26 protein-coding genes and 5 pseudogenes are annotated in these 25833 nt (G+C 69.6%); 9 read left to right on the top strand and 22 right to left on the bottom strand.

What is annotated here, in order from left to right; all coding sequences use genetic code 11:
* Positions 1 to 83: 83 nt before the first annotated feature.
* Positions 84 to 484, top strand: a pseudogene (locus ABZ915_RS34470) (IS701 family transposase); the annotation flags it as partial.
* Positions 485 to 585: 101 nt separating this feature from the next.
* Here ABZ915_RS34470 and ABZ915_RS34465 read toward each other — a convergent pair.
* The 6 genes and pseudogenes from ABZ915_RS34465 to ABZ915_RS34440 form a co-directional block, all read right to left on the bottom strand.
* Positions 586 to 909 carry a peptidoglycan-binding domain-containing protein gene (locus tag ABZ915_RS34465; protein WP_361811564.1) on the bottom strand — a complete coding sequence of 108 codons (324 nt, stop codon included), beginning with the start codon at positions 907 to 909 and terminating at the stop codon, positions 586 to 588.
* 183 nt (positions 910 to 1092) lie between these two features.
* A pseudogene (locus ABZ915_RS34460) lies at positions 1093 to 1427 on the bottom strand (MFS transporter); the annotation flags it as partial.
* Positions 1428 to 1532: 105 nt separating this feature from the next.
* Positions 1533 to 2213 carry a class I SAM-dependent methyltransferase gene (locus ABZ915_RS34455; RefSeq protein WP_361811401.1) on the bottom strand — a complete coding sequence of 227 codons (681 nt, stop codon included), beginning with the start codon at positions 2211 to 2213 and terminating at the stop codon, positions 1533 to 1535.
* Between the two features lie 368 nt (positions 2214 to 2581).
* The gene (locus tag ABZ915_RS34450) at positions 2582 to 3364 is read right to left on the bottom strand and encodes a class I SAM-dependent methyltransferase (RefSeq protein WP_361811398.1); all 783 of its coding nucleotides are present in this window, start codon (positions 3362 to 3364) and stop codon (positions 2582 to 2584) included.
* Positions 3365 to 3518: 154 nt separating this feature from the next.
* On the bottom strand, positions 3519 to 3686 hold the full coding sequence (locus ABZ915_RS34445) for a hypothetical protein (protein WP_361811395.1): 168 nt from the start codon (positions 3684 to 3686) through the stop codon (positions 3519 to 3521).
* A gap of 217 nt (positions 3687 to 3903) precedes the next feature.
* The gene (locus ABZ915_RS34440; RefSeq protein ID WP_361811392.1) at positions 3904 to 4467 is read right to left on the bottom strand and encodes a TetR/AcrR family transcriptional regulator; all 564 of its coding nucleotides are present in this window, start codon (positions 4465 to 4467) and stop codon (positions 3904 to 3906) included.
* A gap of 17 nt (positions 4468 to 4484) precedes the next feature.
* On the opposite strand from ABZ915_RS34440, the pseudogene ABZ915_RS34435 reads away from it, so the two are divergent.
* From ABZ915_RS34435 to ABZ915_RS34425, 3 genes and pseudogenes are all read left to right on the top strand, one after another.
* Positions 4485 to 5018 (top strand): annotated as a pseudogene (locus ABZ915_RS34435) (SDR family oxidoreductase); the annotation flags it as partial.
* 168 nt (positions 5019 to 5186) lie between these two features.
* Positions 5187 to 6251: an aldo/keto reductase gene (locus ABZ915_RS34430; protein ID WP_361811561.1), complete on the top strand. Its 1065-nt coding sequence runs from the start codon at positions 5187 to 5189 to the stop codon at positions 6249 to 6251.
* A gap of 409 nt (positions 6252 to 6660) precedes the next feature.
* Entirely contained in the window at positions 6661 to 6987 is a 327-nt protein-coding gene (locus ABZ915_RS34425) for a hypothetical protein (RefSeq protein ID WP_361811389.1), read from the top strand.
* A 533-nt stretch (positions 6988 to 7520) separates the two neighbouring features.
* On the opposite strand, the gene ABZ915_RS34420 is transcribed toward ABZ915_RS34425, so the two are convergent.
* Positions 7521 to 8402 carry an NAD(P)-binding domain-containing protein gene (locus ABZ915_RS34420; protein ID WP_361811386.1) on the bottom strand — a complete coding sequence of 294 codons (882 nt, stop codon included), beginning with the start codon at positions 8400 to 8402 and terminating at the stop codon, positions 7521 to 7523.
* A gap of 96 nt (positions 8403 to 8498) precedes the next feature.
* On the opposite strand from ABZ915_RS34420, the gene ABZ915_RS34415 reads away from it, so the two are divergent.
* Complete coding sequence (locus ABZ915_RS34415) at positions 8499 to 8861, top strand: helix-turn-helix domain-containing protein (protein ID WP_361811383.1); 363 nt, start codon at positions 8499 to 8501, stop codon at positions 8859 to 8861.
* A 77-nt stretch (positions 8862 to 8938) separates the two neighbouring features.
* Here ABZ915_RS34415 and ABZ915_RS34410 read toward each other — a convergent pair.
* The 4 genes and pseudogenes from ABZ915_RS34410 to ABZ915_RS34395 all read right to left on the bottom strand — a co-directional run.
* Positions 8939 to 9064: pseudogene (locus ABZ915_RS34410) on the bottom strand (transposase); the annotation flags it as partial.
* A 48-nt stretch (positions 9065 to 9112) separates the two neighbouring features.
* A complete protein-coding gene (locus tag ABZ915_RS34405) occupies positions 9113 to 9832 on the bottom strand; it encodes a DUF1963 domain-containing protein (protein ID WP_361811380.1) in 720 nt (239 codons plus the stop codon).
* Positions 9833 to 10580: 748 nt separating this feature from the next.
* Positions 10581 to 11267: a response regulator transcription factor gene (locus ABZ915_RS34400; protein ID WP_361811377.1), complete on the bottom strand. Its 687-nt coding sequence runs from the start codon at positions 11265 to 11267 to the stop codon at positions 10581 to 10583.
* The gene (locus ABZ915_RS34395) at positions 11264 to 12532 is read right to left on the bottom strand and encodes a histidine kinase (RefSeq protein ID WP_361811374.1); all 1269 of its coding nucleotides are present in this window, start codon (positions 12530 to 12532) and stop codon (positions 11264 to 11266) included. The genes ABZ915_RS34400 and ABZ915_RS34395 overlap by 4 nt, the downstream gene beginning before the upstream one ends.
* A 132-nt stretch (positions 12533 to 12664) precedes the next feature.
* Here ABZ915_RS34395 and ABZ915_RS34390 point away from each other — a divergent pair, with 132 nt between their 5' ends.
* A complete protein-coding gene (locus ABZ915_RS34390) occupies positions 12665 to 13231 on the top strand; it encodes a methyltransferase domain-containing protein (protein ID WP_361811371.1) in 567 nt (188 codons plus the stop codon).
* A 61-nt stretch (positions 13232 to 13292) separates the two neighbouring features.
* On the opposite strand, the gene ABZ915_RS34385 is transcribed toward ABZ915_RS34390, so the two are convergent.
* Both ABZ915_RS34385 and ABZ915_RS34380 read right to left on the bottom strand, forming a co-directional pair.
* Positions 13293 to 14056 (bottom strand): IS5 family transposase gene (locus tag ABZ915_RS34385; RefSeq protein WP_361811558.1). Its coding sequence is split into 2 segments (ribosomal slippage): positions 13293 to 13774 and positions 13774 to 14056, totalling 765 coding nucleotides; the frame shifts between segments, so codons are not numbered across the junction.
* A 466-nt stretch (positions 14057 to 14522) separates the two neighbouring features.
* Positions 14523 to 14636 (bottom strand): annotated as a pseudogene (locus ABZ915_RS34380) (GNAT family N-acetyltransferase); the annotation flags it as partial.
* On the opposite strand from ABZ915_RS34380, the gene ABZ915_RS34375 reads away from it, so the two are divergent.
* Positions 14599 to 14856, top strand: a complete 258-nt coding sequence (locus ABZ915_RS34375; protein WP_361811579.1) for a hypothetical protein — start codon at positions 14599 to 14601, stop codon at positions 14854 to 14856. The pseudogene ABZ915_RS34380 and the gene ABZ915_RS34375 overlap by 38 nt on opposite strands.
* A gap of 238 nt (positions 14857 to 15094) precedes the next feature.
* Here ABZ915_RS34375 and ABZ915_RS34370 read toward each other — a convergent pair whose 3' ends face one another.
* Complete coding sequence (locus ABZ915_RS34370) at positions 15095 to 15850, bottom strand: TetR/AcrR family transcriptional regulator (RefSeq protein WP_361811368.1); 756 nt, start codon at positions 15848 to 15850, stop codon at positions 15095 to 15097.
* A 142-nt stretch (positions 15851 to 15992) separates the two neighbouring features.
* Here ABZ915_RS34370 and ABZ915_RS34365 point away from each other — a divergent pair, with 142 nt between their 5' ends.
* Positions 15993 to 17126 (top strand): NAD(P)/FAD-dependent oxidoreductase, encoded by a 1134-nt coding sequence (locus ABZ915_RS34365; protein WP_361811365.1) that lies wholly within the window; start codon positions 15993 to 15995, stop codon positions 17124 to 17126.
* Positions 17127 to 17508: 382 nt separating this feature from the next.
* On the opposite strand, the gene ABZ915_RS34360 is transcribed toward ABZ915_RS34365, so the two are convergent.
* Both ABZ915_RS34360 and ABZ915_RS34355 read right to left on the bottom strand, forming a co-directional pair.
* The gene (locus tag ABZ915_RS34360; RefSeq protein WP_361811362.1) at positions 17509 to 17880 is read right to left on the bottom strand and encodes a fic family toxin-antitoxin system, toxin component; all 372 of its coding nucleotides are present in this window, start codon (positions 17878 to 17880) and stop codon (positions 17509 to 17511) included.
* Entirely contained in the window at positions 17877 to 18125 is a 249-nt protein-coding gene (locus ABZ915_RS34355; RefSeq protein ID WP_361811359.1) for a hypothetical protein, read from the bottom strand. The genes ABZ915_RS34360 and ABZ915_RS34355 overlap by 4 nt, the downstream gene beginning before the upstream one ends.
* Before the next feature lie 134 nt (positions 18126 to 18259).
* On the opposite strand from ABZ915_RS34355, the gene ABZ915_RS34350 reads away from it, so the two are divergent.
* Positions 18260 to 18526, top strand: a complete 267-nt coding sequence (locus ABZ915_RS34350) for a transposase (protein WP_361811357.1) — start codon at positions 18260 to 18262, stop codon at positions 18524 to 18526.
* Between the two features lie 122 nt (positions 18527 to 18648).
* Here the strand turns inward: ABZ915_RS34350 and ABZ915_RS34345 are convergent, their stop codons facing one another.
* From ABZ915_RS34345 to ABZ915_RS34320, 6 genes are all read right to left on the bottom strand, one after another.
* A complete protein-coding gene (locus tag ABZ915_RS34345; RefSeq protein ID WP_361811354.1) occupies positions 18649 to 19686 on the bottom strand; it encodes a sugar phosphate isomerase/epimerase in 1038 nt (345 codons plus the stop codon).
* A 176-nt stretch (positions 19687 to 19862) separates the two neighbouring features.
* Entirely contained in the window at positions 19863 to 20861 is a 999-nt protein-coding gene (locus ABZ915_RS34340; protein WP_361811351.1) for a sugar phosphate isomerase/epimerase family protein, read from the bottom strand.
* Positions 20862 to 20873: 12 nt separating this feature from the next.
* Positions 20874 to 22085: a Gfo/Idh/MocA family oxidoreductase gene (locus ABZ915_RS34335; protein ID WP_361811348.1), complete on the bottom strand. Its 1212-nt coding sequence runs from the start codon at positions 22083 to 22085 to the stop codon at positions 20874 to 20876.
* A gap of 50 nt (positions 22086 to 22135) precedes the next feature.
* Entirely contained in the window at positions 22136 to 23173 is a 1038-nt protein-coding gene (locus ABZ915_RS34330) for a substrate-binding domain-containing protein (RefSeq protein ID WP_361811345.1), read from the bottom strand.
* A gap of 17 nt (positions 23174 to 23190) precedes the next feature.
* Entirely contained in the window at positions 23191 to 24213 is a 1023-nt protein-coding gene (locus ABZ915_RS34325) for an ABC transporter permease (protein WP_361811342.1), read from the bottom strand.
* Positions 24210 to 25763, bottom strand: a complete 1554-nt coding sequence (locus ABZ915_RS34320; RefSeq protein ID WP_361811339.1) for a sugar ABC transporter ATP-binding protein — start codon at positions 25761 to 25763, stop codon at positions 24210 to 24212. The genes ABZ915_RS34325 and ABZ915_RS34320 overlap by 4 nt, the downstream gene beginning before the upstream one ends.
* Positions 25764 to 25833 lie beyond the last annotated feature (70 nt).

The raw sequence follows: 25833 nt of genomic DNA, 5'->3' as shown, positions 1-25833 counted from the left end.
GCCCCTCGGGTGATCCTGTGGAGGTCAGGCCCTGAACTCGGGCAGCCAGGCGAGCTGCGGCCGCACAGCTCGAACCCGCCGAGCGCGGAGCCGACTACATGCCGGCTGTCCGAGCGGATGTGACCGCCCATCCGTTCGCCGTCCATCCCGTGACCTGGCGCAATGGCTCGCGAGGGGAGTGACGCTCCCGCTTCGCCGCCATACGTGTCCGCCCCGTGGGCAAGGCCGTCGAAAGGCCGGTCCAGGCCGCCGCCCCAGCCGGGCAGGGCTGGTGGGACGGGGTCCTGCCCGACTGCTGGCAGCTGATCGAACGGCTCGCCGACGCCGAGGCGCCGACCGATTACTGGCTGTCCAACCTGCCGGCTGGCACCACCACGTCTCCCTCGTGACCGCCGCCCACGCCTTTCTCACCGAACAGCGCCTGGCCCCAAAAGTGCCCGCACCGGCATCACCCTTTACCCGGTCCTCGACACCCACGGTGACGTACGCCCCCGGCCGTACCACGTGCAGGCGGCAGGGCCGCGCCGGTGACGGGGGCTGGTCCAGCCGTCCCATATGCCACAGCGGCACCGACGACGGCTCCGTTCACGAGGGATAGGGGACGTAGCAGTCCAGGGCTGGGTGGTAGAGCACTTGCCAGGTGCGGCCCTCGATGACTCCGCTCTGAGGCAGGCCGTGGCAGACCTGGATCCACTTGATCTTCTTCAGCATGACGGAGTCGTAGACCCCGTCGATCGCAAGTTTGGGGGGCTGGCCTCCCCACGCGTTGCTCAGGCACTGGGCCTGCCGGACAGCCGCTCCGGTATCGCCGTAAACGAGCGTGGCGCGGAAGTCCGACGACACGTAGGAACAGGCGGCGGAAGCGGGGGCGGCTGCGGCGGTGTGGGGGACCATGAGGCCGAGACTCACGGCTGCGCATACTGTCGCAGCTGATGTGAGCAGTCTGTTTCGTCCCATGCTCACTCCTTCGGAAGCGGTAGATGCCCATGCTCCTGCGTATTCGGTGACACCCGCGACTTGTGGTCGGCGTGTCTTGGAGGAGACGGAAGCGGTGGAGAACGGCGGTGCCGTTCTCCACCGCTTCCGTCCTGTGATGCCCAGGCCGGAGACCGTGTGGAGAGGCCGTAGTGGGTGGCCACCAGGCGGTCGCCGGACATGGTGACGACCGTGTCCATCTCGAAGGGGTAGACGACGGCGGATCCGGCCGCCAGCAGGACCACGGCCACGATCAGGGATGTGAGTACGACCGTGGAGGAGCCGCGCGGACTGAGGGCGAGCGGTACGAACGCGAGTCCCATCGCCGCCAGTCCTCGTACGAGGGCGTCGCTGGACTGCCAGCGCTCTTTGGCCCAGCCGGTGAGCTTGAGCTGGCCGGCGACAGCGACGGCGGCGGAGACGACGAACGGTCCGCTGGTGGCCGTCGTGCCGTGCGCCCCGAAGGCTCTTGATCCATGAGAGGCCCACAGCCCGTTGTCAGTGGAACGGGTCATCACGTCTGCCCAGCTGCCGGGCCTGCAGCGAACCGAGAGGCCTCAGCGCAGCCGGCGCACGCGCAGCACCAGGTCGTCGGTGTGGTGCGCGCCGGCGCCACCGCCGGGTGCCACGCGTGGCCGTTGCTCGTCCACCTCTACCTCCCAGTCGTCGTTGAGGAGATCGGCGACCATCGAGGGCCAGACGTAGTCAGCCGGGTCGAACCCGCTGTCGTGCGCCTGCTGGGTGTCCATCCCCGCATGGTGTGCGAGCAGCAGCACGCCGCCGGGCGCGACGGCCGCGAGCAGCGCTCGCTCGGCCGCAGCCTCGGGGGTGCGCAGCAAGGCCGGGTACTGCGCGGACACCAGGTCGAAGGAGGCCGGCGGGAGCGCCGCCTCGGTGAGTGCGGCGTGTACCCAGTGAACGGCGAGCCCAGCGTCCCGCGCGTGCCCGGCCGCCCGCTCCAGCGCCACGCCCGAGACCTCGAGCGCGGTCACCTCCCAGCCGCCGCGCGCGAGCCAGACCGCGTCCGCGCCCTCGCCGCAGCCGACGTCGAGCACCCGCCCGGGCGCGAGCCCGGCAACCTCGGCCACGAGCACACCATTGGGCTGGCCGCTCCACAACTGTTGTCGCTCGGCGTACCGGTTGTCCCACTCCGCCCGCACCGCGGGGTCTCCGACGTAACCGTCGGCAGGCGAGGGAAAGTCGGACGCGGGCGATCCTGCTGCGATGTTGTCAGTCACGGACCCACCGTCGCCCACCGCATCCCGGTCTTTCCACTCCTGTTGCCGTTCCGGCAAACTGCGTCGCGCGCCGCCGCCGTGCTCACAGCAGGGCCGCGCCACGTGCCGGGACATCCGACGCGCGTGGTCCGAATGCCCCGGCGTCGGGGCGGCTTCAGCCGATTCCGGTGACCTGCACGGCCGTGGTCCAGTTGTTCTTGATCGGACGCAGCGGTCTCAAGGGTCAATGCCTGACGGTGTGACTTCTTCGAAAGGTTCCGCTGTGCGCCTTGCCTGGACCGCCCTCGCCACCCGGGGCGTCGGCCAGCCTGCACGGCGGCCCGTCGTGGCCGAGGATCTGGGAGCGGCCCCGCAGCCGACCGGCGACGCTACACCGCTGCGTGGTTCGTGACGCGGATCTTCGACTGGCCGTGCGGGCGCTGCTCCCAGTCGTCCATGAAACGGGCGGTGAGGCCGTGGCGTTCGGCCAGCGAGATGAGGGTCTGCGTGCGGTAGTAGAAGTCCTCGTGGAGCACCTGGTGCTCGGAGCCCTCTGTACGGTCGAAGGTGAAGTCGAAGAAGCCGCCTGGAGCCAGCACCCGCCCGACGTTGGCCAGGCACTCGTCGATCACCTCCAGTGGCGAGTGTGAGAAGACGCTGTGGGCGTGCACCACGGTGAACCAGCCCGGGGGCAGGAAGTCGAGCGTCAGGTTCTCGACGAGGGCCAAGTGGGCGAGTCGGTCCTGCAGACCTCGGCGGGCGAGGGTGCGCTGTGCCTCGAGGAGGATGGCCGGCGAGATGTCGATCCCGTAGTAGTGGCCGGGTTGGAGGTAGTCGATGAACCGCCATCCGGCGCGCAGGTTCCCGCAGCCGATCTCCAGCATCCGGTCCTGCGGCTTCAGGCCGTGTTCGAGCAGGTAGTCGAACTGCATCCGGCCGAGCGCCAGCCAGCGGGCCTGTGAGCGGCTGCCGACGGCGAGTTCGGGGCTGCGTGCGGTATCGGAGGCCATGACAGCGCGGTAGTAGGCGACGTGGTCCCGGTGGCGGATGCCCAGCCAGGTGTCCCGCGCGGCGCGGCGCAGGTAGGGAGGGATCCGCCTGGGGTGCCGAAGGGCGTAGCGGAGCATGTGTTGCGAGGACGACCGGTTCCTCGTCGATGGGGGCTTGGGCATGCCTGACTCCGTGATCCACGACAGCCCCCGCCTGGCAGCGTAGCCCGGAGCAAGCGGCACGGCCTCCCCGCGATGTCTCGTGGGGTGACCTGGCGGGGCAGGGGTGTCCGCCGGAGGGATCCCCGCCCGGTGGGCAGTACGCCGCGCTCTGCCGTCAGACCTCGTCGTGGTCGCCGGAGGTGCTGTCGCTGTCGTTCCTGCCGTCGTCGGCCTTGGCAGCCGTGACCTTGCCGCTCTGCGCGTCGACGGTGACCTCGTGGTCGTGGCCCTTCGCGTCCGCGATCCCGCCGCCCGCCGGAAGCGCTGACGCCTCCGAGATCAACTACTGGCGGCCTTGGTCCCACCTCGCTGATCTCCTTGAGCGGCGACGGCAGGAACGCCTGACGAGCCGTTCGGGCGCTGTCGCGGGTCGGGGAACGAGCCGAACGTAGGCAACCATCCCGACGGTCCTCGCCAAGGTCTGGGGCACCATGACCGCCACGGCCGCAGCCACGTCGTCCGGCATGGGCCGACGCCTCGCCGAACCGCTGACGTATCGCTCAGCGGGGCCTGAGTCCGTCGACGACGACGTCCAGCATGCGGTTCAGCTGGGGGCGCTGCTCGGGTGCGCCGGCTACGGAGAGCAAACCGGCGAGGATGCTGCCTACGTCGGCCGGGTCGATGTCGCTGCGCAGTTCTCCTGCTGTGGCGCCGGCCTTGAGCACCATCGCCAGGACCTGCTGGACCTCGTCGCAGACCGGTCCGGTGCCGAAGCGGCCGGAAGCGCTCATGGCGACCAGGGCCTCGCAGATGCCGCGTCGTTCGCCGGCCCAGTCCGCGAATCGGAGCATCCACGCGTGGAGGGCCCGTGCGGGCGGCTCGGTAGCCAGCAGGGTGCGCGCCTCCTCGCGCAAGGGGCGGATCTGGTCCCTGTAGACCTCTTCGACCAGGTCCTCTCGCGTGGGGAAGTGCCGGTACAGGGTGGCGTTCCCCACTCCCGCGCGCTTGGCGATCGCATCCAGTGAGATCGCGCGTCCGGATGCGAAGGCTTCGGCGGCCGTGGCGATCAGCTGCTCGCGGTTGCGCTGCGCGTCGGCGCGCAGGGTGCTGCGTGGAGGTGTCATGACCTTCGCGATCGTGAGTGTCGGATGAGGCCCGGGAGCGAATTGGGGATGTCCCCGGTTCAGTGTACGGTGAGACAAGCGGGGAGTTCCCCGTTTATGGATGGTCTCGCCCACGGCTTCAGCGACGAAAGGGTTGCCATGCCTACGAGGTCACGGTCACCGGACAGAGTCCTGATTTCCTCGCACGGGCACGGTTCGAGCTCCCCGATGTGACGGAGGAACCGTTCGACGAGCACGCCGACCTCAACTTCAAGGGCCAGTGCTTCACCCTCCAAAAGGCCCTTCACCTCATGAACGACGGCGGCTCGATCGTCCTGACCGTGGGCATCGGCTCCCGCTGCGGCAGCCCTGGCGCCAGCGTGGGGGCGGCGACGCGCGGCGCGATGCTGCCCTCGCTCGCGCTCGAACTGGCTCCGCGCAGGATTCGCGTCAACGCCGTGAACCCCGGGGCTACCGACACTCCGCTGTTCGACAAGCTGGGAGTACCCCAGAGCGGCCGGGACGCGATGCGCGCGAAGATCCCCTTCGAGCGCTTCGGATCCAACCAAGAGGTCGCGGAAGCAGACGTCTTCCTCGCCTCGGACGCCGCCGGCTACATCACCGGCCAGGAACCTCACCGTGGCCGGCGGCTACGGGCTCGGCGCCTGATGAGCCTCCACGGACCCTCGACCGGTCCGCACGCAACACACGCCAGGAACCACACCTCACAGGAGAACACGATGGCGCTCACGCTCGACACCTACCGGCAGCTGGGACGTTCAGGCCTGCGGGTCTCACCACTCGCGCTCGGCGCGGCCACCTTCGGCAACGACTGGGGCTGGGGCGCGGAGCAGGACGAGGCGCGGAAACTGTTCGACCTCTACGTCGAGCGGGGTGGGAACTTCATCGACACCGCGGTCACCTATACCAACGGAACCTCCGAGCGCATGCTCGGGGAGTTCGCCCGTAACCGACGCGACAGCCTGGTCCTGGCGACCAAGTACACGACGCTGCGCCGACCCGATGACCCCAACTCCGGTGGCGCCAGCCGGAAGAGCCTGTTCGGCGCGGTCGAGACCAGCCTGCGGCAGCTGAACACCGACTATATCGACCTGCTCTACCTGCACGTATGGGACTCCACCACTCCCGTGGAGGAGATTCTGCGCGGCCTGGACGACCTGGTGCGCCAGGGCAAGATCCTTTACGTCGCCATCTCCAACACCCCGGCCTGGCAGATCTCACGCATGCAGACGATCGCCGACCTGCGCGGCTGGTCGCCACTGACGGCGCTACAACTGGAGTACAACCTGGTAGAACGCACCGGGGAGCGCGACCTTCTGCCGATGGCCCGGCAACTGGGACTGGGAACCGTGCTGTGGTCCCCCTTGGCAGGTGGGGTCCTCACCGGCAAGTACAGCCGCCAGGATTTGACCGCACCGGCGTCCGACCAGAGTGAGAGCGCCCGCAAGAGCTTCAACCTGGCCCTGGGTGGAGTGACCGAGCGCAACCTCGCCATCGTGGACGTCGTCAAAGAGGTCGCTGCGGAACTGGGCCGGACCCCTGCACAGGTCGGACTGGCCTGGACCTTGCACAACCCAGGGGTGACCGCGCCCATCATCGGGGCGCGAACCGCCGAACAGCTGCAGGAGAACCTGGGAGCCCTCGAGGTCGACCTGACCCCGTCCCAGATGGCGCGCCTGGACGAGGTCAGCGCGATCGACCTGGGCTTCCCCCACGCCATGCTCGCCAGTGACCACATCCGCGTACAGACCCGCGGCGACCTTAAGATCCAGGCCCGCCATTGACGGACGCGCACGGGGCCGGCATCTCGCCGCCCCCGTGCGCGCGTCGACAATCAAGCCTTGCCCTCTGTTCGGCGGTCAGAGCGTCACGTAACTCCCAGAGGGGGAGCGCAGAGGTGGCCGCGTCCACGGGCCGCCGGGAAGCCATCGGTCCCCGCCGGTGCTGAGGAGCGGCGGGGCCGGGCCGTGGACCAGGCGCCGGTGTCGGCGAGATCACGCAGACGCTGGTCACCGTTCATGGCAAGCATGTCGCGGTGCTCGCGATGCCGGCCCAGTTCCTGCGCGCGGACGGCACGGATGTGGTGGGAAGCAGCCATGATGAGATCGCCGAAGGATCCCACACCTCCTCGGCTTCCTCTGGGGTGACGCTGCGAGTCCTCGCGGTGAGGTACGCGGCGACCTTCTCCTCGCGTTGTTCGACTCGACGGCCGATCTCGGAGCGATCGAAGTCATCTTGACCGGGGTCGACTTCGACGAGTTCCTGGCACGGCCCCGGACCTCCCACGTCGTCGCCGAACGCGACGGAGGCGAGCGTCTAGTGCTCACCATCAGCGATGAGCTCCAAGGCGTCCTGGCAAGGGCAGAGGCCGCCGCATTGACGGTGGCAGCACGGAATTGGGTCGAAGAGCGGGGGTCTGGTGATACCGACGTGATCGGCGGCCTGCTGCACGAGTTGGCTGAACTCGCCCGCGGGGCACAACGGCGCGGGGAGCGGCTGTACTGCTGGATCTGCGTCTGATCGACCCGACTTCCGCACTGCCTCAGGGGGCTGACACGTGCTGAGATGGAGCACGGGCACCTCGACCTTCGACTGCTCCCCGCTCGGCCGGGGATGGTTCAGGGCCGACGGGCCGCCCGGCTTCGCAGCGCGGGCGCTGGACGCCCTTCCTCGCCCTCAGTCGGCGCCCACGACTCCCCGGCGTACACCGTGGACTAGCCAGCCCCATAACCTGCCGCCATGAGTGACTTCCACGAACTTCACCTGATGCTCGACCTGCCCGGCTCCCGCCCGGCCGCCGATCTCTCGCTGCTGCGCTGGCATCTCGAGGAGACCAGTGAGGAGTTCCCCGCCCCGGACGCCCCCCCTGCTCTCCTCCCGTGGCCCTGCTGCACGGATCGGCGGAACCGACGCCTCCTGAGGTGCTGGACCGGCATCTGTAGCACTTGCCATCAAGCCCTACCCGCCAGGCCACCCACGACTCCAAGATCCAGACAGACCTAAGGATGAGGACTGTGACCGGCACGGTCGCTTCTGTGGCGGCAAGTGGCTGGTCAGTGCACGAGCAGGTCGATCACGCCCGTCAGATCCTCCTCGCCGCTGCCCTCGGCCAGGCGGCGGCGCATCAGCTCGAAGTAGGGGCTGAGCAGTTCCGGGCTTACACCCTGCTGCTCGGCGGTGCTCAGGAAGGTCGGCGTGCCGGCCACCTGCATGGCGAGGTTGGAGACGACGCCCTTGGTGTAGTCGCCGCTCCGCAGTTGGTCGGCGGTCTGGTGGACTGCCGGGGCCATCGCGACGAGCCAGTCGGCCAGCAGCGGGGCGAGCGCCGCGGGGTCGATGTCCTCCTTGCGGATCAGGGCGAAGGCGTGCGCGGCCCCGGCGAACATCCCGTACATGGCGCTGAGCAGGGCCACGTCGTGCAGGGCCGCGAAGCCCGCGTCCTCGCCGACGTAGGTGGTGCCGACCGGGACGCTCAGGGTCTCCTGGTGTCGCTCGAACAGCTGCCGCGAGCCGCTGTAGAAGACGTAGCCGCCGGCTTCCGGGACGCCGATCATCGGAGGGACAGCCATGATCCCGCCGTCCAGGTAGCGGGTGCCGCGCTCGCGGGCCCATTCGGCGCGTGCGCGGGCCTGGGCGGGGGTGCTGGTGGTCAGGTTGACCAGGTCCTTGTCGGCCAGATCGATTCCGGCCAGCACCTCGTCGACCGAGGTGTCGTCCAACAGACAAGCGACGATCAGGGTGTTCGCTGCGACCGCCTCAGCGGCGGTGTCGGCGACCCTTGCACCGTCGGCGGCGAGTGCCGCGGCGCGGGCTGGGGTGCGGTTCCAGACGGTCAGTGGGTGGTCGGCGGCAAGCCAGGTGCGGGCCAGCGCGGTGCCCATCGCGCCGAGGCCCAGCATCGTGACAGGAGTCTTCTCAACAGTGTTCTGTGTCATGCCGATTAGGCTGGTCGCAGGCCCGGAGGTGATCAAGTACGCACTTGGCAGTGGGTGGTTACCCCGGGGTGAGCGAGCAGGTCAGAAGGGTAGGGCATGACGACGCTGAACCGGCCGGGCGCGCCAGACGGACACGTCTGCGGGATCGACGCCGCGATGGAGGTGATCGGTGGCAAGTGGAAGGTGCTGATCCTCTGGGCGCTCCACGAGCATCCCTACCGTCGCTTCGGCGAGCTGCGTCGGCTGCTTCCGGGGATCACCGAGAAGGTGCTGGCCTCTCACCTGCGTGAGCTGGAAGCGGACGGCGTCCTGCACCGCGTCTCCTACGACGAGGTGCCGCCCCGCGTCGAGTACTCGCTGACCCAGGACGGCATGCGCCTCAACGACGCACTCCAGCCGCTGGCCGCCTGGGGCCGCGAGCGGCCGACCACCCGAGGGCTGGAGGAGAAGGCAGGCTAGGGTCTGTTGTGGCTGTTCTGATTGCGGTGCGGGTCAGAGGGCCGAGTTGCCCCCTGGGCCGTATCGAGGCCGTCTTCGGTCTGGAACCTGAAGACGATCGCGTCGATCACCTCCCGGTGGTCTCGCCAGCGGCCACCCCGCTTCGGCGTCCGGTCCGGGGGTAGCGGTTCGATTCGCGCCCACTGCTCATCTGTTGACGGCACATCAGGACCAACGACCAGCTGATCGGAACGAGACGACCCAGGAACAGGTCAGGGGTTCCAGAAGACGCTGGTGAACGCGCGGTCGAAGCGCCGCGCGGCCAGGTCCTCGCGCTGGATCACCCAGTGGACGGTGGCACTCTCCCAGCCTTGCACGTCCGTGCCGGCCTGCCAGTCGGCCAGGAGCACCCAGTCCGAGACGTCATCCGAAACCGGTCCGTCCCCCCGGCCCGCTTCCGCGGCTTTCACGGCCCTGTGTACGGCGTAGGCGACCGGGTCGGTGTCGATGGCCTCCTCATCGGCGTATCCCCCGATCTGCAGCGGCCCCTCGGGGGCGATGTCCGCACGGGTGCTCTCCCAGACCGCGACGAGTTCCTCGGAGCGGGGATGCCCGGGATGCGGGCCGCCCCACGGCATGCCGGGCTGTATGACCGACTTGTGGTAGGGCAGTGACACATTGGCCGTCGCCCGCAGCGGACCCTGCGGGAACTCCGCGAACATCGCCTCGTAGTCGTCCCAGTCGAAGGAGTTCCAGGCGTGCTTGTCCCGTTCGGCCACGGCCGTGCCGACGGGGACGTGTACCACGCTGCCCATGGTTTCGTCATCGTCGGCGGTCTCGGGGAAGGCGAAGAGCAGCAGGTGGCCATCGGGAGGCAGGGGCAGGTCAGTGGCCTCGGCGGGCAGGGCCGCGAGGTCGATGGAGGCGACGAAGGGGTGGGCGGGGTCCGGGGTATCGGCCGGAAGCAGGAGCGGACCGCCGAATCGGCCCACGACCGGCCCGTTCCCGCCCCTCGTCAGCGTCACACAGGCGCGGGCGGTGGCCAGCCATCGCTCAACGTCGTCGCCTGGTATACCCTGCGCAATCGCCTTGTCACGAAAGGGACTTAACCGGCCCCACATCTCAGGAGTCATGGGCAGACCGTAAAGGAAAGGACCGACACAGCGGCACCCCGAAGACCGGGTGATGGTTAGTGGCATCGGCATGCGAACGCCCTGACACAGGCGCCGAAGTTCACGACGGAAAGAGACATGAAGCATCCGGCCGGCCGGAGGGTGAAGGCGCGGACTGCAGATCCGCTTCGGCCCCTGTACCAGGGCAGCTGCGTTGTCCCAGCTCGGGGAAACCTGGGGCGGAGACCCGCACCTCCATCTTCACCCCACCAACAGCCTGCCGCTACGCGCTACGCCAAGGCTGAAGCAGCACCCGCACCAGGAGATCGCGCACCACCCGTGTCCTGCCACCTGGGACCGATCCCGTGATGATCCGACTTTCCGTCCCGATTACAACTGGCTACGAAGGCGCGACAACCTGGCCGTGATCTTCGAAAGGGCTCCGCCGTCGTGCACCGCGGCCCGCCGAGCTGTTCGGGAACCGCTGCGAAGGAAGTTTGCGGCGATCTATGACGGCATCCTGGCGAAGACGATCTGGACCCCGGCGCAGGACAGGAACGCGGGACCCACCGCAGGTAGTCCTGGAAACACGGCGATGCGGGCAGCCCGGTCGGGTGCCCGTCGCTGTTCAGTCCCCGGCCCGTATCAGCCCGCTCTCGTAGGCGAAGATCACCGCGTGGATACGGTCGCGGAGACCGAGTTTGGTCAGGATGCGGCCGAGGTGGGTCTTGACGGTCGTCTGTCCCACGAAAAGGCGGTCGGCGATCTCGCCGTTGGTCAGTCCCCCGGCGACCAGGGCAAGGACTTCCCGTTCCCGGTCGGTGAGCGCGGCCAGGCGGCTGCGCTGGGCGGGCACGGACGCGGGGGCTTGCCGGACGAAGCGGTCGACCAGGCGCCGGGTGAGTGAGGGCGCCACCATGACCTCGCCCCGCAGCACCGCCCGGACGGTCACCAGGATCTCCTCGGCGGGGGCGTCCTTGACGAGGAAGCCGTTCGCGCCGGCGCGCAGGGCCGCGTAGGCGTACTCGTCAAGGTCGAAGGTCGTGACGACAAGGATCCGGGGTCCGTTCGGCTGCGCGCAGAGGTGTTCGGTCGCGGCGAGTCCGTCCAGGCCGGGCATGCGTACGTCCATCAGGACGAGGTCCGGCTCCAGGGCGGCCACGCCCGTGATCGCCGCATCCCCGTCGGCGGCCTCGCCCACCACGGTGAGGTCGGGCTGGCTGTCGATGACCATGCGCAGTCCCATCCGGATGAGCTCCTGATCGTCGCAGATCAGCACCCGCGACGACGCCGGGGTGGGGGTCTGGCCGGTCATGGGGTCGCCGTGGTGGGCTCGGGCTCGGTGGGACGCAGGGTCGCGGTGACCCGGTAGCCCCCGTCGGGTGTGGGCCCGGCGTCGACGCTCCCGCCGTACAGGGCGGTGCGTTCGCGCATGCCGGTGAGTCCGTGACCGCGGGAAAGCAGTGGGCCGGGGTGCTCCGGGGCGGCTTCCGCTCCGGCTGAGTTCTCCACCCGGACGCGGACCAGCCGCCCCGGCCCCTCGGTGCCCGTGTCCAGCCGCACATGGATCGTGGCGTCCGGTGGCGCGTGCTTGACGACGTTGGTGAGCGCCTCCTGCACGATGCGGTACGTCTGCGCGGTGAGATCCGCCGGAAGACCGCCCCGCTCTCCACGAAGATCCAGCCGGGCGCGCGTGCCGCTCGTGTTGAGGCGCCCGACCAGCCGCCGGAGATCGGCCGAAAGGGACTCACCGGCCCCACCGTGATGTGGCCCGGAGCCGGGGCCGCCGGCTGGGGCGTCCGCCTCGGGGGTGCGCAGCACCTCGAGCAGCCGGCGCAGTTCGTCCAGGGCCTCGCGGCCGGTCGCGCTGATGACATTGAGAGTGCGGTCGACGACCGTGGGGTCGGCGTGCCGCATCAGCCTGCCGCCCTCGGCGTTCAGCACCATCACGCTCACGCTGTGCGCGAGGACGTCGTGGATCTCGCGGGCGATGCGGGCCCGCTCCTCGGCGACGGCGACCCGGGCCAGGGCGAGGCGCTCCGAGTCCGCGAGCGCGGCCCGTCGCTCGAACTCGGCGACATAGGCGCGGCGGGCACGGACGTACTCGCCGAACACCCAGGCCCCGGCCAGCAGGAGCCCCACGGCGAGCGGGGTGAGCCAGGCACCGCGGGCACCCGGACCCCCGTAGTCCCGCTGCCAGGCGGGAACCCACAGCAGAACGCAGCCTGCGGCACAGACCACCGTCGCCGCGGCGGCCCTACGCAGGCCACGCACCGTGAGGGTGGCCAGAACCGCGGCCAGGGCGACGGCGCCGCGTCCCGGTTCCTGTCCCCACACCTGTCCGAGGTACTGCGCCCAGAACGCGGCCGTCACCAGGGCCGCGACGAGGACCGGCCGGCGGCGACGCCACAGCAGGGGCAGCACCAGGGCGGCGTAGACGCCCGCCTGTACCCAGACGGGCCGCCAGCCCGGCTGTGGGCGGATCACCGGGGGCACGGCCACCAGCACGAGCAGCAGGACGTCCGTCAGCCACGGATGTTCGCGCCGCAGGCGGGGCAGGGTCTCGATCAGCCGTTGCACCGCCTCACGCTACGGCCGGGGCCCACTCCCCGGCATCGTCCTGGCGGGCGTCACCAGGTCCTCCCGCAGTCGTACGGACACCGGCCGGGGATACGACGTGCGGCCACCCGGGGCGCTTCCACCATGGCCGCCATGTCGATCACCACCGAGTTCCTCAGACGGCCCCTCATGACCGGTGCCGTGGCGGCCAGTTCACGGCGACTGGCGTACGCGATGACCGAGGGCATCGGCCTGGAGGGAGCCCGGCTCGTCGCCGAGCTCGGCCCGGGGACCGGAGTGTTCACCGACGCGATCCTCGCCCGGCTCGCACCCGACGCACGGCTCGTCGCGGTCGAGCTCAACCCGGTGCTCGCGGCCCGGCTGTCGGTCACCCGGCGCGACAGCCGGCTGACCGTGGTCCAGGGTTCGGCCGCCGGGCTGGCCGCCGCGGTGGGCGAACCGGTCGACGCGGTGGTCTCCGGGCTGCCGTGGACGGTCATGCCGCAGGACCGGCGCGGGCACATCCTGGATGTCGTGACCGAAGTCCTCGCGCCCGGCGGCCGGTTCACCACCTTCGCCTATCTGCACGCGGCCTGGACCCCGCCCGCCCGCCACTTCACCGCCGAACTCGCCTGCCGCTTCGACCGGCTGGAGCGCTCGAAGGCTGTGTGGGCGAACCTCCCGCCCGCTTTCGTACACCGGGCCACCCAGAGGCCATGACCGCAAGCGGGCCCGCGAAAGCGAGGACCAGCGCCAGGGGCCTTTTCTGGACTAACTGGCCCTAACAAAGCCTCTGGACGTGCCGGTGGGTGATCAGGCAGACGGCGAGGCCGAGAAAGGCTTCGTGGATGTCGTCGCGTCGTTCCCAGCGGATACGCAGGCGGCGGAAGCCGTGCAGCCAGGAGATCGTCCGCTCGACGACCCAGCGGAAGGTGCCCAGGCCGGTGCCGTGCGGTTGTCCCCGCTCGGCGATCGCGGGCCGGATTCCGCGCTGCCGCAGGAGCCGCCGGTACTTGTCGTGGTCGTAGCCGCGGTCCGCAAAGAGCATGTCGGGCCGCCGGCGCGGCCGGACGACGACTCCGGCCACTGCAGGGATCTTGTCCAGCAGGGGCAGCAGTTGCGTGACGTCGTTGCGGTTGCCGCCGGTCAGCGACACCGCGAGCGGGATGCCTTGGCCGTCGGTGATGATGTGGTGTTTGCTGCCCGGACGTGCGCGGTCGACCGGGCTGGGGCCGCTTTTGGGCCCCTGCGGGCGGCCCGGACGTGGGAGGAGTCGATCACCGCCCGGGACCAGTCCAGCTGGTTCTTCGACCGGAGCTTGTTCAGCAGCAGTTGGTCCCAGACGCCGGCTTCGTTCCAGGCGGCCAGGCGGCGCCAGCAGGTCATGCCCGAGCCGAAGCCGAGCTCCTGGGGCAGGTACACCCACTGGATGCCGGTGTGCAGGACGAACAGGATGCCGCACGAGGCCTGACGGTCGGGCACTCGCGGCCGCCCTTCCGCCAGCTTCGGCGGCGGCTCGGGCAGCAACGGCTCCACCTGTGCCAGAAGGCGGTAGATCCACAGCCCCTCGTCACCGCGCACCACCCGCCGGTTGGCGCTGAGCAACCTGACCCTCGCCAGCACAACCATGTCCTGATCCATCGATCCCCTTCGTCGCGCCACCCCCGGCCGGTGCACGTCACACGGCGAGACAGCACGGCGAACGCGCCGACAGCCGAGAACGGTTGCCGACACGTTGGCCGGGGAGTGGATGACGATAAGTCTGGCGCGCGGTACCAGCTGCCACAAGGACGAACGGACGTGCGCTGCGTCCTACCGAAACCACTTCCGAACAGGCATGATGGACCTGACACTCGCACAAGGGCCGTTCGCCACCGACTCGCTTGGACGCATCCACGGCATCCTGTGGATTGATCAGACGCCCTCCGAGGCACGCTGATGGGCAGCAAGTCCTCCCCAACAGGCGGCGGGCAGTCAGGTCCTCACCTCGGGCTGTCTGGCGACCTTGGGCTCAAGCGGACGGCGTGACCGAGGACCGCAAGCCGAGCCACTGCTCTGCGTCCCAAGCCTGGAAGCGCTCTACCTCGGTGGACCCCAGCTTTGCCGCGAGGCGCATCGAGCAGACGAGGCGCAGGCTGGCCATGCTGCGTGCCAAGGGGCTGGCCGACCTCATCACCCTGCCGCAGACCGGACGGACCCGGGCGTGGTTCCCCACCGCGTACGGTGTGCAGCTCGCCTCCGAATGGCCCGAGCTGCGCGAACACCGGCCCTCCAGGACCGTGTCCGATCCGACCGCCGTGCGGCTGAAGGCCGGCCACACGCTGACCGTGACCGAGACCGCCTGAGCGCCGAAGGACGCCGTCGCGGCCGGCCTGGACCATCTGCTCCTGGTGGCCCCAAGCCAGCCGCGACGGCAGCAGCGACATTCGGTAGCGCGGACGCTCCAACAGATCCGCCGCCAGTCCGACCGGACCTCTTCAACCGACCTCAACCGACCTCAACCGAGGCAGTCACGTCACTCATCAGGTGCCAGTTCCATGGCTGGGCGTTACACCGGTACAGACCCGCCTCGGGCCGCGGCGTTCATCCGGCGGTGTCGGATGCCGGAGTCGGCTGGGGCTGGGGCTGGGTGAGGTTGTCCATTATCAGTCCGAGGGTGAACTCGAACCGGTCGTGTCCGGTGCCGGAGGTCAGCTCAGCGGCATAGCGTCGGGTCTGCGGAAACGTGTCGGCCGGCAGCGCGGTGAACCGACGGATCAACTCCTCGCGGCCAAGGACCCATTCCTGGTCCGGGTGTCTGCGCCGCTGCTGGACCAGCGACTGCTCCAAGGCGTAGGCGCTGACGTAGAGGGACAGAGCATCGAGCACCCAGGCAGCGCTCTGCGGTTCGATTCCGCCGGCGAGCAGGATCGCCAAGAGCCCTTCCCTGACCCGCAATGTGGAGAGGTTGGTCGGGACTACGCCCAGCGCGGCACGGGAGACTCCGGGGTATTTCAGGTACTGGTCGCGGATCTGCGCGTACACGTCGAGGATCTGCTCGCGCCACGTGGCCGGGTCCGGTTCGGGCAGCACGACCTCGGAGCAGAGCCGGCCGACGAGCAGATCGTCGATGTCCTCTTTGCTGACGATGTGCGCGTACAGCGACGACGGCCCGGTGCCGAGTACCGCGGCGACTCGACGGATCGTCAGTGCGTCGTAGCCCTCGGTGGCCACGACCTGTAGGGCGGCGTCGGTGATCCGGTCGACCGTGATGGGCTTCTTGCGTGGTGACGCCGCTGAGGGCTCCCCAGCGGGCTGGGCGTGACGAGCTGCTCGGCGTTGCCGGGGATCGGAGGACATACCGATCACTATAGCTTGACACGATCTAAGTTCGCCTCGTAGAACTTAGATCGTGACAGCAGAACTAAGTTCGTCTCTGCGGTTGGCGTACCCCTGCTCAGGTCGTGAGCAGGGTTCGGGCAGTCTGTTCAGGAGGTGTGTGATGCGCGTTTCCGTGGTCGGAGCCGGTCTGGGGGGTCTGTGCCTGGCGCAGGGTCTGCGCGGTGCCGGGATCGAGGTCGACGTCTACGAGCGGGACCCAGCGATCACCGCACGATTTCAGGGGTACCGGCTCGTACTGGATCCGGTCGGATTCGAGGCGCTGCGTAGCTGTCTGCCACAGCGTTGGCACTCGCTGCTGGACGCGGTCGTCAGTGACGCCTACGTCGAGCGACTGGCCCTGGACGCCCAGCTGAACAAGATCGGCGAACTCGGCCCTGCAAGGAGTGGGATCGTGGTGGACCGGCACGTACTCCGGCACCTGCTGCTGACCGGACTCACTTTGCACACCGGGGCCGCGCTGACCGGTTACGACGTGTTGGACGGCGGCAGGGTCGAAGCCCGGTTCGCGCAACGCGATCCGGCAACCGCTGATCTGCTCGTCGGGGCGGACGGGGTCGGCTCCGCGGTTCGCCAGGTGCTGACGCCGCAGACCACCCCGAGGGACACCGGCGTTCGGTTCGTCATCGGCCGCACGCCGCTGACGGAGCAGTTCGCCGGTCTGTCCCGGGCCTACGGCGGGAAGATCGTCGGGGGCGGAGTGAGTCTGTTGCTCGGGGCGATGCGGTTCCCCGTTCCGCCAAAGGAAGCGGCGGAGAAACTGGCACCCGAAATAACACTCCCTGACATTCATGACTACGTGCGCTGGGCCATGATCCTCCCGCCGAATGACTCTCTCGGCACCTTGACGGCACAGGAGGCCGCGCTGTCCAGGATGAACGGTTGGCACCCGGACCTGCGGGCTCTCATCGAACAGGCCGACCCGGACAACAGCACCCTGCTGTCCATCGGGGTGGTCGAGCCAGGTGAGCGCTGGGCGCCCGGTCCGGTCACGCTGCTCGGTGACGCCATCCACGCCACCTCTCCGACCGGCGGCAACGGTGCGAACACCGCCCTGCGCGATGCCGACCTGCTGCGCCGCTGCCTGATTGAGGCCGCCGAGGGCCGTCAAGATCTTCTCACCGCAGTCGACAGCTACGAGCGGCAGATGTTCGAGTACGGGGGCGAGGCCGTGCGCCACAGCCTCGCCGCGCTACCCGCCTTCGCCCCGAACCCGGAACGACCCGAGCCGGCATAGGTTCAGAACTCCCAGCCACGCCCTCAAGGCCGAACGGCACGGTTCCGGCGTGCTCCGGCCGGCCTCCTTGTCGGTGGCCGCCAGCCAGGTTCTCCTGACCGGCCGCCCTGTCCTCAAACGAACGAATGACGACAGGTGCGGCGGGCGTCCAATGAACCCCGGCTTTTCGCGGCCTCGTGGCGGCGCGAATCCAATCGCCGGGATCGACGACCGGTGACGTTCGAGGAGGATGCCGGCACCTCCAGCCGCCTCCACCCGCTGGAGCGCCCGAAGTTCGGCGAGCTGCTCACATACGCGTCTCCAGCGAACGCACCGAGTGGTCATCGCCACGCGGTCGTCCACCGCCACACACGCCCTGAGGCGAGCACCAGCCGGTTCGGGTTCAGGGTTTCCAGGTGCGCAGGAAGGAGGCGATCCGGTCGGCGGTACAGCGCGGGCTGTTCAACTCGTGGGCGAGCGCGGTGAGCTGTTCGCGGGTGGGGCTGACGGGGATGTTGCTGGCCTCGAGATACATGACGGCGACGGCGCAGGCGACGGTGAGGTTGGAGCGTTCCAGCCAGCGGCAGCGGCCCAGGTTGTGCACCAGGGCGGCGGCGCGGGCGTAGGCGCCGTCGTAGACGGGAGTGTCGAGGAGCTCGCCGCGGTGGCGGGCGACGGCGGCGATGGGCACGCCGTAGTCGTCGGCGGCCGGGTCGCGGTGCCCGGCCCTTTCCGCCACTTCGAGGATCCAGGATTCGTCGACGTGCAGGATCACGCGGCGGCGCCCGGCCGCGGATCGGCGTACGGGGCGTCGAGCTGCTGCTCCAGATCGTCGAGGAAATCACCGTGTTCATCGATGAGCCGCTGGGCAGCAGCCATACCGGCGGCGCGGGCACCGGTGGTGTCCTCGATGATGAGCCGCTCCACGTACTTGTTGAAGTCCAGCCGGCGGGCACGCGCGGCGGCCTTGCCGGCCTCCAGCACGTCCTCTTCCAGCCGGACCTGCGTCTGCTTCTTCATGGAAGTCACACTCAATGGTAGCAGGGTGGTAGCAAGAGGGTCGGCGCGTAGCCTGCGCCGCACGCACCTGCGGGAACGTGCCGCTCCGGCGCTGGGCCGGTCTCCACGTCCTCTAGCAGGTCGGCGGCAGTGCGGTGACCTCGCCCCGCCGCCGCTCCCATGTGCGGTCAGCGGCTGCCCTGCCTGAATGGATCAATGAGGCCACCACGGCCGACCTGCCTGGCATTAACAGTTTCGCCGCTCTGCACAGCGACTTCGACGCCGTGACCGCCGGTCTAACCGCCGACTGGAACTCCGGCCTGGTCGAACGAGCAGCCAACCGGATCAAGTTGCTGAAGAGACAGATGTACGGCCGGGCCAACTTCGACCTCCTACGACGCCACATCCTCCTGTCACCTTGATCAACCGGCCCTACCCCCAAATCAGCGACAGAGCCCGGGAAGTGGACCAGAGCCGCCCGTCAGTTACGAAGCCAGAGGGGGTAACGCCCGCGCAGGGGTCTGCCCCCTGCGCGGTACGCCGGTCAGCCGTTCTCGCGCAGGGAGTGCAGATAGGCGCTGGAGCGGCGGGCGAAGGAGAGCGAGTCGGTGGGGTTGTCGAACTCGGCCTGCCAGTGGTGAGCGAGCCGTTCGCCCCTGAGACGGGTGACGCCCGAGATGAACCGCTGGTAGTCGATGTCGCCGTCGCCGACGTCGACCATGCGGTAGCCGAACTGGTTCGACGGATCGCTCACCCCGTCCTTGACGTGGAAGAGCGGGTAGCGGTGCGGCTGCCTGAGCACATAGTCGAGGGGTTCGAAGGGGGCGGGTGTGCCGTCGGGCCGCTTCGAGAAGCGGAACTGGCCGGCGTAGGCCCAGAAGATGTCCATCTCCAGGTACACCAGGGCGGGGTCGGTCTCGGCGAGCAGCACGTCGTAGAGCCGGACCCTGGGGTTGTCGGTGGCGAAGGCGAACTCGTCGGAGTGGTTGTGCTGGTAGAACTTCATGCCGCGCGCCTTGGCCGCCGCGCCGTAGGTGTTGAACTCCTGCGCGGCGCGCTTGACCGCGTCGACAGTCGTCCCGTAGCGGAACGGTCCCGAGGCGGTGCCTATGTGCGGGAGGCCGAGGGCCTGGGCGTCGTCGAGGACCTTGGTGAGGTTCTGGGCGAAGGTGTAGGCATTCGGGTCGTCGGCGTAGTACCCGACGTGGCTGCCGATCGGGGTCAGGCCGTGGCTGTGCGCCAGTCGCCTGAGCTGGGCGAGGGTGATCGGGCCCGCCGAGCCCTGGGTGTAGCCGGCGAACTCGATCTCGTCGTAGCCGTACTTCTCCAACTCGGCGAAGACGGGGGCGAAGCCGAGCGTGGAGACCTTGTCGCGCAGGCTGTAGAGCTGGATGCCGAGGCGGCCGGGCGGCAGCAGGGGACGACCGTGGCGGGCGCCGGTGTCGGTCCCGGTGTGCGCCGAGGCGGGCGCCGCGGCGGTGCCGAGCAGGGCCGCGGCGGTGGTGCCCGCGGCGACACCGAGCATGCCTCGTCTGCTGAGGCGGTGGGCGAGTTCGGGGTCGCGGGACGGGGTGCGGCTCATGGGGTGCTCCTCGTGGTCGGAGGCGGTTGTACGGGGACCGGGCCGTGGCACGCCTTGTGTCCTGTGCCGTGCCATGGCCGGCGTAGAGGGGCGGCGTGGAGGATCTCCGACGCCGTGGTGGCTCCCGGTGCGGCGGTGCGCTGCTCTCGGGGTCCGGCGGTACCGGCCTGTGGCAGTCAGTTTCCGAACGCCGCGTCGAAGGAGGCCGACGGCGGCTCGTAGTCGTACTTCTTGAGGTGGGCGAGCGCGTCGGGGGCGCCCTGGAGGCGGTTCATCCCGGCGTCCTCCCACTCGACCGAGATGGGGCCGCCGTAGCCGATGGAGCGAAGCATGCGGAAGACGTCCTCCCACGGCACGTCTCCGTGGCCGGCCGAGACGAAGTCCCAGCCGCGGCGGGGGTCGCCCCAGGGCAGGTGCGAGCCGAGGCGGCCGCCCCGCCCGTCGAACCGCTTGCGGGCTTCCTTGCAGTCGACGTGGTAGATGCGGTCGCGGAAGTCCCACAGGAAGCCGACGGGGTCGATGTCCTGCCAGACGAAATGGGACGGGTCGAAGTTGAGGCCGAAGGCGGGGCGGTGGCCTATGGCCTCCAGGGCGCGGTGGGTGGTCCAGTAGTCGTAGGCGATCTCGCTGGGGTGGACCTCGTGCGCGAAGCGGACGCCCTCGGTGTCGAAGACGTCGAGGATCGGGTGCCAGCGCTCGGCGAAGTCCTCGTAGCCGCGCTCGATCATGGACTCGGGGGCGGGCGGGAACATGGCCACGAGGTGCCAGATGGCGGAGCCGGTGAAGCCCACGACGGTGTCGACGCCGAAGGCGGCTGCCGCCCGTGCCGTGTCCTTGATCTCGGTGGCGGCGCGCTGACGCACGCCCTCGGGTTCGCCGTCGCCCCAGATGCGCGCCGGGAGGATGGCCTGGTGGCGCTCGTCGATGAGGGCGTCGCAGACCGCCTGGCCGACGAGGTGGTTGGAGATCGCCCAGCACTTGAGGCCGTACTTGTCGAGGAGCTGGTGGCGCGAGGGGAGGTACGAGGGGTCCGCGAGCGCCTTGTCCACCTCGAAGTGGTCGCCGGAGCAGGCGAGTTCGAGGCCGTCGTAGCCGAAGTCGCGGGCGAGGCGGCAGACCTCTTCGAGGGGCAGGTCGGCCCACTGGCCGGTGAAGAGGGTGAAGGAGTGCGGCATGGCGGGGTTCTCTCAGTCGACGGTGGTGTAGACGGAGTCCTTCTCGGCGCTCTCCTCGACCGCCGCGAGCACGCGCTGGACCTGGAGTCCGTCGGCGAACGAGGGTTCGGGACGGCGGCCCTCGGCCAGCGCGTGGATCAGGTCGCGGACCTGGTGCACGAAGGTGTGTTCGTAACCGAGACCGTGGCCGGGCGGCCACCAGGCGTCGAGGTAGGGGTGGTCGGGTTCGGTGACGAGGATGCGGCGGAAGCCGGCATGGGCGGCCGGTTCGGTGTGGTCGTGGTAGGCGAGCTCGTTCAGGCGCTCCAGGTCGAAGGCGAGTGAGCCGCGTTCGCCGTTGAGTTCGACGCGCAGGGAGTTCTTGCGTCCGGCGGCGAACCGGGAGGCCTCGAAGGAGGCGACGGCTCCGGAGGGGAAGCGGGCGGTGAACAGGGCGGTGTCGTCGACAGTGACCGTGCCGACGCCCCCGTCGGCGCTCGGGCCGCCGGGCAGGGGCCGCTCGCGCACGAACGTCCGGGTGAGTCCGGAGACCCCGGCGAGGGGCTCGCCCGCCAGGTACTGGGCGAGGTCGATGATGTGGGCGCCCAGGTCGCCGAGCGCTCCCGAGCCGGCCGCTTCCCTGCGCAGCCGCCAGGTGAGCGGAAAGTCGGGGTCGACCAGCCAGTCCTGCAAGTAGGTCAGGCGTACGTGTCGCAGCGTGCCCAGCCGGCCTTCGGTGATCATCCGTCGGGCCAAGGCGATCGCGGGGAGCCGGCGGTAGTTGAAGCCGACCATGGCCACCCGGCCCCGCTGCTGCGCCGCGTCGGCCGCTGCCGCCATGGCCTCGGCCTCGGCGACGCTGTTGGCGAGCGGCTTCTCGCACAGCACGTGCTTGCCGGCGGCGAGAGCGGCGAGGGCGATCTCGGCGTGGCTGTCGCCCGGGGTGCAGATGTCGACGAGGTCGATGTCGTCCCGGGCGACCAGGGCGCGCCAGTCGGTCTCGGTCGTGGCCCAGCCGTGCCGGTCGGCCATGCGCCGTACGGCGGCCTCGTCCCGGCCGCAGAGCGCGGCGAGGACCGGACGTCGAGGCAGGTCGAAGACGCGTCCCGCGGTGAGCCAGCCCTGGGTGTGGGCGGCGCCCATGAAGGCGTATCCGATCATGCCGACGCGCAGCGGCGGTCTGTCCGCAGCGGTCGCGCCCTGGTTCTGTGCTGCCGCTACGTCCTGGTTCTGCGGCTGGGCCATGCGGTGGTCCTCCTCGTCGAGTGGCGGGGTGGGAGTGCGAGCGGGCGGGATCAGCGGAAGCCCGTGGACAGGTACTGGTCGACGTTGTCCTTGTCGACGACGGCCGAGTACACCGTGAGTGAGGCGGGGATCTCGTACTGGGCGAGCCCGCCGACCCCCTTGCCCTGCGCCAGGGCGCGGGCCAGGTCGACGGCGGAGGCGGCCATGCTCGGCGGGTACAGGACGGTCGCCTTGAGTACGCCGTTGTCCTGCTTGATGGCCTGGAACGCGGAGAGCGCCCCGGCTCCGCCGACCATCAGGAACTCGTCGCGGCCGGCCTGTTCGACAGCCCGCAGGGCGCCCACGCCCTGGTCGTCGTCGTGGTTCCACAGTGCGTCGAACTTCCGCTGGGCCTGGAGGAGTTGGGCCATCTTGGCCTGTCCGGACTCGACGGTGAAGTCGGCGGCCTGCCGAGCGACCTTGGTGATGTTCGGGTAGTTCTTGAGCGCGTCGTCGAAGCCCTGGGTGCGCTGCCGGGTGAGCTCCAGGTTGTCGATGCCGGCCAGCTCCACGACCTTGGCGTTCTTCCTGCCCTTGAGCTTCTGGCCGATGTAGTGCCCGGCATTGAGGCCCATGCCGTAGTTGTCACCGCCGATCCAGCAGCGGTAGGCCTGAGGGGAGTTGAAGATCCGGTCCAGGTTGATCACCGGGACGCCTGCCCGCATGGCCTTGAGCCCGACCTGGGTCAGCGCCTTGCCGTCCGCGGGGAGGATGACCAGGACGTCGACCTTCTTGTTGATGAGGGTCTCGATCTGGCCGATCTGCGTGGCCGTGTCGTTGGAGCCCTCGGTGATCTCCAGCGTGACGTCGGAGTAGCTCTTGGCGCGGCTCTTCGCGTTCGCGTTGATGGCGTTGAGCCAGCCGTGGTCGGCCTGGGGGCCGGCGAAGCCGATGGTGACGTGCTTGCCGGGCTTGTCGGAGGCGGCCGACTGGTCGTTCGCAGAGGGCGCGGCGCCGGTGGCGTTGCTGGTGCACGCGGTGAGGAAGGCTCCCGTGGAGACCGCGGCGGTGCCGAAGAGCAGTCCTCTGCGACTGGTGAGCTGTGACATGGCGGTGGACCCTTTCCTCAGGTGGTGCTCGCGGTACGGCGCTGCACCAGTACGGCGGCGACGATGATCGCGCCCTTCGCGATCTGCTGGACGTCGCTCTGGAGGTTGTTGAGGGCGAAGATGTCGGTGATCGTGGTGAAGATCAGGACGCCGAGGACGGAGCCGGTGATGGTGCCCCGGCCGCCGGTGAGCAGCGAGCCGCCGATGATCGCCGCGGCGATGGCGTCGAGTTCGTAGAGGTTGCCGTTGGTGTTCTGGCCGGATCCGGACAGGACGATCAGGAGGAAGGCGGCGATGCCGCAGCACAGGCCGGACAGCAGGTAGAGGTAGAGGCGCTGGCGGCGGACGTCGATGCCGGCGAGCCGGGCCGCCTCCGCGTTGCCGCCGACCGCGACGGTGCGCCGGCCGAAGGTGGTGCGGTTGAGAAGGAACCAGCCGATGACGGTGACGAGGGCGAAGACCAGCACCAGCGGCGGTATGCCGAGCACGTAGGAGTCGCGGTTGCCGAGGTCCAGGACGCCGCCGACGGTGACGACCTGCGTCTGGCCGCCGGTGATCTGGAGGGCAAGGCCGCGGGCGGACGCCAGCATGGCGAGCGTCGCGATGAACGGGACCATCCTGCCGTAGGCGATGAGTACTCCGTTGACCAGTCCGCACCCGACGCCGACGGCCACGGCCGTGAAGAGGATGCCGGCGAATCCGTAGCTCTGGGTGGCCACCGTGGTCGCCCAGACGGAGGCGAGGGCGACGATCGCTCCGACGGACAGGTCGATGCCGCCGGAGGTGATGACGAAGGTCATGCCGACGGTGACGACACCGATGACGGACGCCTGGGTGAGGACGAGTTGGAGGTTGCGGGTGTCGAGGAACTGGTCGGGCTGGGTGACGCCGCCGATGACGACGAGCACGGCGAGGACCCCGAGGAGCGACAGGATGCGGACGTCGGCGCGGGGCAGCAGGGCACGCCAGGCGGGTGGCGCGGCCACGGGCGACGCCGTCTTGTCGGCGCTGTCCCGTGGTGGGGACATGGGCTGCGTCATGACGCGAGGCTCCCTTCATCGGCCACGGGGCTGCGTTGCTCTGCCTCCGGGCTTCCTTGCATGACGAGGTCGAGGACGCGGTGTTCGTCGAGTTCGGCGGCCGGGGCGGTGTGGACGACCGTCCCCTCGCGCAGGACGAGGACGCGGTCGGCCAGCCCAAGGACCTCGGGCACCTCGCTGGAGACGAGGAGGACGGCCAGTCCCTCGTCGGCGAGTCGGCGGATCACCGCGTACAGTTCGGCCCGGGCGCCCACGTCGACACCGCGGGTGGGTTCGTCCAGCAGCAGTACCCGGCAGCCGCGCAGCAGCCAGCGGGCGAGTACCGCTTTTTGCTGGTTGCCGCCGGAGAGCGTGCGGACCTGGGCGTCGGGGTTGTCGGGGCGCAGCGACAGCTCCCGGGTGGCGGTGTGGGCGGCCGCGCGTTCGGCACGCCGGTCAATCACACCACCGCGGGCGAAGCGGGAGAGGGAGGAGGCGGAGACATTGCTGGTGACCGACTCCAGCATCAGCAGGGCCTGTGCCTTGCGCTCCTCAGGGGCGAGGCCGAGCCCGGCCCGGACGGCGGCGCGGACACTGCCGGGCCGGACCTTGCGCCCGTCCACCACGATGTGACCGGTGGTGGGCCTGCGAGCGCCGCAGACGGTCTCCAGGATCTCCGAGCGCCCGGAGCCCACGAGACCGGCCAGGCCCACGATCTCTCCCGGCCGCACCTCCAGATCGAACGGGGCGAACTCGCCGCGTCGGGACAGCCCGCGGGCTTCGAGAACCGGGGGGCCGGATGCCTCGGCCGTGGGACGATCGGGGAAAATCTGCTCGACGTCCCGTCCGGTCATCAGCGCGACGATGTCGTGCGTCGGCGTGGACTTCGCGGGCAGCCCGCCGGCGACCGAGCGGCCGTCCTTCAGCACCGTGACGCGGTCGCCGATGCGGCGGATCTCCTCCAGCCGGTGCGAGATGTAGACGACGGCCACACCGTCGGCGGTGAGATCGGTGACCGTGCGGAAGAGATTGTCGACCTCATCCGGGTCGAGGGAGGCCGACGGCTCGTCCATCACGATGAGCCGCACCTCGTGGGACAGCGCCCGCGCCATGGACACGACCTGCTGCTGGGCCGCCGACAACTCCCCGACGGGCCGCGACGGGTTGATCTCGGGATGCCCAAGTCGTTGCAGCAGGTGTGCTGTTGACGCACGGGCGGTCTTCCCGCGTACGACGAAACCGGCGGTCGTGGGTTCGTGGCCCAGGTAGACGTTCTCGGCCACCGACAGGTGCGCCACCAAATCGAGTTCCTGATAGATGGTGGCGATGCCCAACCGCATCGCGGCGACCGGCGAACGCAGCACGACAGGTTCGCCGCGCCAGCGGATGATGCCGCCGTCCGGCTGATGGGCGCCGGCCAGGGTCTTGATGAGCGTCGACTTGCCGGCGCCGTTCTGACCCAGCAGGCAGTGCACCTCCCCCGCCTGGACTTCGAGGTCCACCCCGGCGAGGGCTTGGACTCCCGGGAACGATTTGGTGATTTTGGACATGCTGAGCAGTGGTGGTGCCATGCGGGTTCCCCTCGGCGGGCATGCGGATGTGTCTGGGCGCGGGGCGGCGCAGGACAGCGCGGAGCGGCGC

The sequence above is a fragment of the Streptomyces sp. NPDC046915 genome (assembly GCF_040644935.1).
In the GTDB taxonomy this organism is placed as follows: domain Bacteria; phylum Actinomycetota; class Actinomycetes; order Streptomycetales; family Streptomycetaceae; genus Streptomyces.
This window is presented reverse-complemented; position numbering and strand designations above follow the sequence as displayed.